At 43.5% G+C, this 8,429-nt stretch carries 7 protein-coding genes; 3 read left to right on the forward strand and 4 right to left on the reverse strand.

Features of this window, described 5'->3' with window-relative positions:
* The first annotated feature begins 76 nt into the window (after positions 1 to 76).
* On the forward strand, positions 77 to 994 hold the full coding sequence (locus A3761_RS08685) for a LysR family transcriptional regulator (RefSeq protein ID WP_068553407.1): 918 nt from the start codon (positions 77 to 79) through the stop codon (positions 992 to 994).
* Between the two features lie 30 nt (positions 995 to 1,024).
* Here the strand turns inward: A3761_RS08685 and A3761_RS08690 are convergent, their stop codons facing one another.
* The 4 genes from A3761_RS08690 to A3761_RS08705 all read right to left on the reverse strand — a co-directional run bounded on the left by A3761_RS08690 (position 1,025) and on the right by A3761_RS08705 (position 4,876).
* On the reverse strand, positions 1,025 to 1,225 hold the full coding sequence (locus A3761_RS08690) for a DUF2788 domain-containing protein (protein ID WP_068510295.1): 201 nt from the start codon (positions 1,223 to 1,225) through the stop codon (positions 1,025 to 1,027).
* Between the two features lie 117 nt (positions 1,226 to 1,342).
* Positions 1,343 to 2,056: a TIGR04283 family arsenosugar biosynthesis glycosyltransferase gene (locus tag A3761_RS08695; RefSeq protein WP_231875514.1), complete on the reverse strand. Its 714-nt coding sequence runs from the start codon at positions 2,054 to 2,056 to the stop codon at positions 1,343 to 1,345.
* Complete coding sequence (gene arsS, locus A3761_RS08700; RefSeq protein ID WP_068510297.1) at positions 2,040 to 3,023, reverse strand: arsenosugar biosynthesis radical SAM (seleno)protein ArsS; 984 nt, start codon at positions 3,021 to 3,023, stop codon at positions 2,040 to 2,042. Before arsS ends, A3761_RS08695 begins: the two co-directional genes overlap by 17 nt.
* A gap of 113 nt (positions 3,024 to 3,136) precedes the next feature.
* Positions 3,137 to 4,876: a bifunctional protein-serine/threonine kinase/phosphatase gene (locus A3761_RS08705; protein WP_068553405.1), complete on the reverse strand. Its 1,740-nt coding sequence runs from the start codon at positions 4,874 to 4,876 to the stop codon at positions 3,137 to 3,139.
* Between the two features lie 426 nt (positions 4,877 to 5,302).
* Here A3761_RS08705 and nirB point away from each other — a divergent pair, with 426 nt between their 5' ends.
* Together nirB and nirD are read left to right on the forward strand one after the other, a co-directional pair.
* Positions 5,303 to 7,837, forward strand: coding sequence for a nitrite reductase large subunit NirB (gene nirB, locus A3761_RS08710; RefSeq protein WP_068553404.1), 2,535 nt, complete (start codon positions 5,303 to 5,305; stop codon positions 7,835 to 7,837).
* Positions 7,838 to 7,867: 30 nt separating this feature from the next.
* The gene (gene nirD / locus A3761_RS08715; RefSeq protein ID WP_068510303.1) at positions 7,868 to 8,194 is read left to right on the forward strand and encodes a nitrite reductase small subunit NirD; all 327 of its coding nucleotides are present in this window, start codon (positions 7,868 to 7,870) and stop codon (positions 8,192 to 8,194) included.
* Positions 8,195 to 8,429 lie beyond the last annotated feature (235 nt).

Here is an 8,429-nt window from a genome sequence, read left to right on the forward strand (position 1 = left end):
CAGATCAAATAAAACAAATTCATATTTGTTATATTATTGATTCCAATTTGGAATACCTGTTAAGGAAAGGTACAAAATGGATATAGATTCTTTATTAGCATTTGTGACAGTTTACAAAGAGCGCTCATTTTCTAAAGCAGCCGAACGTCTATCACTTACTCAGCCCGCCATCACAAAGAGAATTCAGGGACTAGAACGTCAACTTTCGTGCAAACTCATTGAGCGTTTGCAGCGCGACCTCCTGTTAACCGAGGCTGGCGAAGCGCTGTATCCACACGCTCTGTCCATCCTGCATGAAATTGATAACGCAAAGCATGCAATCAAGAATTTATCTCACAATGTAGAAGGCGCGTTAAGAATTGTGGCCAGTCATCATATAGGCCTACACCGACTTCCGTTAATCTTGAAAGAATTTAGCAAGCGCTATCCAGAAGTAGACCTTAAGCTTAACTTTCTTGATTCCGAAAGCGCCTACCCAATATTAGGAGATAATCAGGCTGATATTGCTTTTATTACCATCCCGGACCAATTAAGTGACGACTATATATGTCACCTTTCTTGGAGCGACCCTATGAGCTTTATTTGTAGCCAACATCATGAGCTTGCCAGCTTAACAAGCGTAACACCCCCTGACCTTGCAAAGCACAACGCAATTCTGCCCTCACGATCCACGCTCACTTACCGCGTCGTCGAAGCTATGTTTCATCAATCGAAATTAATGCTAAACGCGAGCATTCCAACGAACTATCTAGAAACCATGAAGATGATGGCCGGAGTAGGCATGGGTTGGAGCGTGCTGCCAAACACGATGATTGATGAAGAGCTGAAAGTATTACCGATCGATCTTTCGAATAGCTACGGCACCGAATCGGAATTGACCAGAAATCTTGGCGCCGTGAGTTTCAGAAAAAAGAGTATGAGCAACGCTGCAAAAGCCTTTATTGAAGTGGCTGAATCCATTTGGGGACGGCAGGTATCAGTACAAAAAACTTAAATTGGTTAACGTACCGAGGCAATCGCACCGTTAGAGATTCATCATCTCAACAATAACTGTTTTCGCAACAAAACCAAATACCCCCAAACCAAGCGCAAAGAACAGGATAAATGTACCGAATTTACCGGCATTTGAGCGTTTAGCCAAGTCCCAAACAATATATCCCATATAAAGAATTAGCGCAGTGACCAGAACATATAACGAAATAGACTCAAACTGCTCAACACTCATGACTTTACCTCTTAACATTAATACTGTGCGAAACAAAGCGCGCGATTCTACTTGCTCTTAGCTGTTTCGTTCAAGAAAACTAATGTTAATTTAATAAGTTAGAGTATTCAGACTAGATTAGGCTCTGGTTTTATAATACTGGCGGTGAAGCTGCTCAGGTTTTGCACCAAGAAAGTATGCCGCACGTAGCCTCCACATCAATAATACGGTTTTTACTGCCCCTTCTTTTTCCCACTTGCGTGCTGAAGTAATGGCCTGATCTTTTAGGCATAAGGGCGGAGCAGAACGCTTTAAGCGTTTGCTTAACTCTATATCTTCCATTAAAGGCTGATCTGGAAAGCCGCCTACTTTCCGAAAAAGGCAGGCGCTAACAAATATCGCCTGATCTCCAGTAGCTATACCTGTAAGCCGTGAGCGAATATTGATGAACCAAGAAATTACCTTAAATATCGCGGCAGAGTTATCGAGCTGAATATCAAAGCGCCCCCAAACGGGTTCGGATGAGATTGCGCCATGTAGCATGTTAATAGCTTTACTTGGTAATACCGTATCTGCATGCAAAAACAGAAGAAGACGCCCTTGAGCTAACTCTGCACCAGCATTCTGTTGTGCGGAACGCCCACACTTTGAGCGAATTAAATGAGCATCCATATCTAGCTCACTTATAAGTGAAGAAATTATCTCGCCACTACCATCAGTACTACCGCCATCGACCAGCAGCACTTCGCAGCGCTTACTAGCGAGAGTGTTGAGCTTGCGTAATAAACGCTCAATATTTTCAGCTTCATTAAATACGGGAACAATAATACTCAGGTCAATCGAGTGCGCCACCGCAGCTACTCCCCTGTCCTGCAGTGCAACCATAGCAGTGGTCTGCCACAACTATCGTAGAACCTTCTATAGCCTGCCCTAAAATATCGCTTAGATGCATTCTATTTTTATCAGATGCTATCAATCCTCCCTCCAGTCTAAGCATTGGCATATCAAGCATCTGATTGAAATCACAATCAAACACATGGCCCTGCCAGTCAATACTTATCAAGCTGCGACACATTACCGAGGTAAGGTTTTCCTTTGCATACGACTCTTTCAATAGATCCATATAGTTATGAAATTCGCCCTTGGACAAAAGCACGCTCCCAAAGCGAGAAATAGGCATATTCGTTATTGTGAAAAGTTGGTCAAAGAGAATATCGAAATTTTCATAGAGCTCTTTTTTATAATCCTGCTCTAGCTGTTGCTGAGGAGGAGGTAGGAACGGACCACCAGGATTATAAACTAAACTCAAGGTCAAGCCGCTCCCTTCGACTCCATAACCTAGTTTGTTTAGGAGCTTTAAGCTCTTGATGCTATCTTCGAAAACACCTTTCCCTCTTTGTTGGTCGACATTATCTTTCGTGTAACAAGGTAGAGACGCGACAACTTCCACCTCGTTAGCAGCCAGAAACTCAGCAAGGTCTTCATAGCCAGGTTCTTGCAGAATCGTCAAATTGCAGCGATCAATAACATGCACTCCCAGTGACCTTGCTTCTTCGACCAAGTAACGAAAATAAGGGTTCATTTCCGGTGCGCCGCCCGTTAAGTCCAGCTGTGAAATGTCTTTTTCTTTCAACAAAGCCAATACCAAGTCGATATTTGATTTGTTCATTAGCTCTTTACGGGTCGGCCCTGCATTAACATGACAGTGCGTACAACTAAGGTTACATAGGTATCCCAGATTTACCTGTAAAGTTTCTAGCCTATTTCGCTTAAGCGAAGGGAACTGCGTTTCGACCAATAAAGGGCGGCTATCTAACATAAAGATCCTGTTTTTGTATTGATATGATCTCTTAGGACTACAATCCGCGCCATAGGTTCCATATCAATCGTATTAATTCTATAAAAATGCGGGCAAAGGATGCCTAAAAAGCATTACCCCAGCCAAAGCCAGAGTGTGGCCAATTCTACAACAAACATGATTGCAGTGATGCTTTGCCAAAACCGCAGCGGATTTCTTTTTGCAAGTGGTATATGGGCCTTATCCATAAACTCCGAATTAGGATGTTCGAGATCATAAATAAATTCTGACAAGGCATCATATCGAAGTTCTGTAGAAATCTGTAAAGCTTTTTCGATCGCACCATCCATCCATTCGGGAACCATTGGGTTAAACTCTCGAGCTGGCTGATATTTTAGTCGATAAAATTCATTGGTAGACTGACTGGTCTCAAACTTCGCACCATAAGGTTGTTGGCCGGTCAACATTTCGTAAAGCACAACAGCGATTGAAAACATGTCGGACTTTAAAGACGCTTTTCTTCCCAACTTATATTCAGGAGCACCATAAGTGTCGGTCCCCAGCACTTGCTCGCGCTCAAAGGGCGATTCGATTTCAGCAACGCCCGCAATAAAACAGGAACCAAAATCTATAATCGTTACCTTGCCCTCATTATCGACCATAATATTTTCAGGCTTGATATCCTGATGCAAAGTCTCTTTACGATGCATTGCACGAACACCCTTCACTACCTGATGAATTATCGACATAACTCTTTCGATACCGGGCTTTGGATTTGCTTTCATCCACTCAGCTAGCGTTTGGCCCTCAACATAATCACAAACGTAATAAAGGAACTTTTGCCCTCTTTCACTTTCATGAATATTTACTACGTACTTACTGTTAATACGGTCAGCTACCCAGGGTTCCAATACAAATCGCTCTTTGTACGCCAAATCATCATCATAATTCACTGAAGGCGTTTTCATAGCATGTAACTTGTCAGTGTTATGATCTTTTACCAAATATACTTGTGATCGATTACTGGCATGTAGCTCTTTTATCACATGGTAGCCGTCAATAGACATTCCAGGGGAAAGCTCTGGTGGGAAGGGTAAGTCCGAAAGCTTTACGTAGGCATCTTCGGCATTTGGACAAGGCAAAGCATCGACTCTGACAATCTGGCAACTCAAGTTATCATCGGAGCCGTTTTCGAGTGCAATATCAACCAAGCTCTCACAAAGCCCGGTAAATTCATCCGACTTGCAATCAACCGCCTTAGCAATGACTTCTTTTATACGTTTATCGTTGATAAAATCATGAATACCGTCGGTACTCAGAAAAAAGATATCACCAGATTCGACATCCTCCGAGTAATAGTCGACATCAAGCATTAAATCCATTCCCATTGCACGAGTAAGATAAGTGGAATCCTTACTTACTCTGGCGGAATGGTCATGCGTGAGCTGCTCAAAGTTATTCCCTCTAAGCCGGTACACTCGGCTATCGCCGATATGAAATATATGCGCGACACGCGACTTGATAACCAAGGTCGACATTGTACTGATATAGCCATGCTCAGCCTGAAGATAACCAACCCCCTGCCCATATAACCAACGATTCAAAGCCGTTAATACTTTTTGAGCTGAGTTTTTAACTGTCCAGGAGTCAGGTGTACTGAAGAAGTCGGAGATAAAGTTCTTAACGCAGGTTTCGCTTGCCTCCTTGCCCGCCTCTGCACTACTGACTCCATCGGCAACAATAGCAACCATTCCCTTTACAGTTAATAGAGGCTCTTTCGGGACGTATATTCCGACAGAATCTTCATTTTGGTGCTTTAAGCCCTTTACTGATATTTGCCCTGCACTTGTACGAAGCCCGCTTTCTAGATGCATCTGATATTTCACTCACTTATTTATTATGGGTATTATTGCGCCAATAAGTAGCAAAATAACACCCCCTTTAGATTAAAATCTTAATTTTCAACGGCATATGTAAAAACGAACGCAATATACAGCCTTAGGATTGAACTCAGCGCATAGTCATGCACCATTACCAACCAAGGCGGAAAACAGCATTTTTTAGCTGCACCACTTTAAAGCACGCGTTTTTTCTCAAACGCTCAAAACCTGGCTATAAAACACGAACTTAAGAATTTTTTTCCTTTTTATTTCAATACCCTATGAAATTATTTAGATACTTGGCACAGCTCATGCTTAATTACAGATAATTGCGTAAACAAGCATTGAGTAACGCTAAAGCTTTTCACTAGTAAATAAGCACAGCGTATGCGCAGATTCTCAGACATACGAGGCCATAGAATGAAGAATAGTAGAGTTGTTGTAGTCGGTAACGGCATGGTGGGTCATCACTTCGTTGACCAAATGATTGCATCCGAAATTGGAGCGCACATTACAGTACTAGGCGCCGAAACGCGACCAGCCTACGATCGGGTACATCTCTCTGAAGTGTTCTCTGGCAAAGAGCCAAAAGATCTAGCACTAACAACCCGCGAATTCTACAAAGATAATGGTGTTGATGCGATTTTTGGTGATGCCGTTACAGATATAGACCGTAAAAACAAAATTGTTATCACTGAAAGCGGGCGACGCTTCGATTATGACAAGCTAGTATTGGCAACTGGTTCTTATCCTTTTGTACCACCTATCAAAGGTTCTGAAAGCAAAGAATGCCTAACCTACAGAACAATTGATGACTTGGGTGAAATTAAATCACATGCCCAGACCTCAAAAATTGGTGTAGTTGTAGGTGGTGGTCTGCTTGGTCTTGAGTGTGCAAACGCACTTCAAAATCTAGGGCTTGAAACTCACGTTGTTGAGTTTGCTCCCGGCTTAATGGGTGTTCAGCTAGATGATGGCGGCAGCAAGATGCTTCGACGTAAGATCGAAGCGCTTGGTGTTCAAGTACATACCCAAAAAGCGACTACGCTTATCGATAACAAAGGTGATAACACAAAACTGCGAATGAACTTCGCAGATGACACGCATCTTGATACTGACATGATCGTATTTTCTGCAGGCATTCGCCCCTATGATCAGTTAGCACGTAAAACCGGGTTAGAAGTTGGTGAGCGTGGCGGTATCGTTGTCGATTACCACTGCCGAACCTCTGACTCGAACATTTTTGCTATAGGTGAATGTGCTCTATATGGCAACATGATCTACGGACTGGTTGCGCCCGGTTATAGAATGGCAGAAGTTGCTGTTCAGCAATTCTCCGACGACGACGAAAAACCTTCGTTTACTGGCTCAGACATGAGCACGAAGCTGAAGCTTCTGGGTGTTGACGTCGGCTCAATTGGCGATGCCCATGGTAAAACGCCCGGCTCAATCGCTTACGTCTACAGTAACGAAAACTCAGAGATCTATAAGCGAATCATCGTATCTGAAGACGGCAATACACTGTTAGGTGCAGTACTAGTTGGCGACTGTTCAGATTACGACACACTTCTTCAATACTACCTGAACGGTATCGAGCTTCCCGAAAACCCTGAAGGAATGATTCTACCGAATGTTGAAGGGGGTGGTCCTGCGCTAGGTGCTTCAGCACTACCAATGGAAGCAACAATCTGTTCATGCCTAAACGTTAGTAAAGGCGACATTATTAACGCTCTTGATTCCGGTTGTTGCAGCGTAGGTGATGTAAAAGGTGAAACCAAAGCAGCTAGCGGTTGTGGCGGTTGCGCAGCACTTCTTAAGGATGTTGTTGATACTGAGCTTGAAGCGCGCGGCGTTACGGTTGATAAAAGCATTTGTGAACACTTCCCTCATACGCGTGAAGAGCTATATCACTTAATTCGTGTCGGTAGTATCAAGTCATTTGGCGAACTGGTAGAAAAACACGGTACCGGCCTTGGTTGTGATATTTGTAAGCCTGCGGTAGCAAATATGCTTGCAGCTAGCTGGAATGATTACATTCTAGAAGAGCAACATACAGGCCTGCAGGATACCAACGATACCTTTCTTGCAAACATGCAAAAAGATGGCACCTATTCAGTTGTCCCACGTGTACCAGGTGGTGAGATTACGCCTGAGCAACTGATCGCTATCGGTCAAGTAGGCCAAAAGTACAAACTTTATACAAAGATTACGGGCGGGCAGCGTATAGACTTATTTGGCGCCAAACTTAATGACCTACCCACTATTTGGGGTGAATTAATTGCTGCAGGCCTTGAAACGGGTCACGCCTACGGTAAGTCCTTACGTACCGTTAAGTCGTGCGTCGGATCAACTTGGTGTCGTTACGGAGTTCAGGATAGCGTGGGTCAAGCAATCGATATCGAAAACCGATACAAAGGTTTGCGTACTCCGCACAAGCTAAAAATGGCAGTATCCGGCTGTACTCGTGAGTGTGCAGAAGCGCAAAGTAAAGATGTTGGCATCATTGCAACTGAAAACGGCTGGAACCTCTACCTTTGTGGAAACGGCGGCATGAAGCCACGACATGCTGATCTGTTTGCGACCGATATCAGTACCGAAACGCTAGTTAAATATATTGATCGCTTCTTGATGTTCTACATCAAAACAGCAGACCGCTTACAAAGAACATCTGTATGGATGGACAACCTTGAAGGCGGTATCGAATACCTTCGTGAGGTTATTATTGAAGACAGCCTTGGTATTGCAGCTGAACTTGAAGCTCAGATGCAAAGCGTTGTCGATACTTATCAGTGTGAATGGAAAACTACGGTCGAAGACGAAACAAAACTACGTCGCTTCCGTCAATTTGTTAACTCTGATAAAGAAGATAGTAACGTTGTTTTCGTTGAAGAGCGTGGTCAAGTAAGACCTGCTAGCGAAGACGAAAAATCAAAATTAATCGCTAAGTCAGCTTAATCCAGTACTCACAGATAGGAGAAAATCAAAATGGCACTTAATGAAGTTATCTGTACGAAGTACGATCTTGTAGAAAATTCAGGCGTATGCGCGCTAGTAAACGATGAGCAAGTTGCGATCTTCTACATACCGAGCAGCGAAGAAAAGATTTTCGCAATATCTAACTGGGACCCATGCGGTAAGGCAAATGTTCTTTCTCGCGGGATTGTTGGAGATTTAACCGGCAAGTACGTGGTTGCTTCTCCCCTATACAAACAGCACTTTGACCTTAAGACAGGCGAATGCCTTGAGGAAGAAGACAAATCTGTAACTGTTTACCCAGTTAAACTCGAAGGCGATTCGGTCTTGCTAGCCTAGGCAGCAAGCAAAAAAGTTCTATCAAGCGGGGTGTGTTGGCTGGACTCACGAGGTCGTAAAACAGTCTTCCCACCCCATACATTCTTTCCCTTGTATGTCGCAAGGTTTAGCCCCGAAAGGGGCTTCTTTTTTAACCCCCATCATAAACTTGCTGAAATCAGTGCAATCGTTCAATATGCGCTTTTAACCAAAGCCAACACTTACAAATAGCAGCTGTTTCAGACCTTAGATGCGC

This window comes from Oleiphilus sp. HI0123 (genome assembly GCF_001635315.1).

What these genes read in the sequence shown, in the direction of transcription:
- A3761_RS08685 (WP_068553407.1), top strand. Translation starts at nt 77, where the DNA reads ATGGATATAGATTCTTTATTAGCATTTGTGACAGTTTACAAAGAGCGC.
- A3761_RS08690 (WP_068510295.1), bottom strand. Translation starts at nt 1,225, where the DNA reads ATGAGTGTTGAGCAGTTTGAGTCTATTTCGTTATATGTTCTGGTCACT.
- arsS (WP_068510297.1), bottom strand. Translation starts at nt 3,023, where the DNA reads ATGTTAGATAGCCGCCCTTTATTGGTCGAAACGCAGTTCCCTTCGCTT.
- A3761_RS08705 (WP_068553405.1), bottom strand. Translation starts at nt 4,876, where the DNA reads ATGCATCTAGAAAGCGGGCTTCGTACAAGTGCAGGGCAAATATCAGTA.
- nirB (WP_068553404.1), top strand. Translation starts at nt 5,303, where the DNA reads ATGAAGAATAGTAGAGTTGTTGTAGTCGGTAACGGCATGGTGGGTCAT.
- nirD (WP_068510303.1), top strand. Translation starts at nt 7,868, where the DNA reads ATGGCACTTAATGAAGTTATCTGTACGAAGTACGATCTTGTAGAAAAT.